The organism is Kitasatospora sp. NPDC059571 (assembly GCF_042735675.1).
In the GTDB taxonomy this organism is placed as follows: Bacteria; Actinomycetota; Actinomycetes; order Streptomycetales; family Streptomycetaceae; genus Kitasatospora.
This window is the reverse complement of sequence record NZ_JBHWBW010000388.1, coordinates 4403-4809: the sequence shown is the minus strand read 5'-3', so window position 1 is coordinate 4809 and position 407 is coordinate 4403. Positions and strand designations below refer to the sequence as shown.

At 79.6% G+C, this 407-nt stretch carries 1 pseudogene; it reads right to left on the bottom strand.

Going from position 1 to position 407, the window contains the following annotated elements:
* Positions 1-407: pseudogene (locus tag ACFV0G_RS30560) on the bottom strand (sporulation protein); the annotation flags it as partial.

Sequence of the window (407 nt, the reverse complement as noted above, 5' to 3'; positions counted from 1 at the left end):
GTTGTGCTCGCCGACCAGGTAGACCCGGGCGACCTCCACCAGGTGGCCGCTCTGGAGCACCCCGAGCGCGGCCAGGATCTCGCCGTAGAGCCGGGCCACCGTGGTCTTGCCGGTGCCCGGGGCGCCGGTGAACGCCAGGTGGCGGCGGAGCGAGGGCGCCTTCAGCCCGGCCTGCTGCCGCCGCCGGCCGACCGTGATCAGGTCGATCAGGGTGCGCACCTCCTGCTTGACGGTGGCCAGGCCGACCAGCGCGTCCAGGTCGGCGAGGGCCTCGTCCGCGGGGCGGCACTCCGGGAGCGGCGCGATCGCGGCGGCCGCGACGGGCGCCGCACTCGTCAGCGGCGCCGGCACCTCCGCCGGGGGGCCGCCCGGGGGCGGGCGGGCCGGGCGGGTGGGGCGGGCGGGGC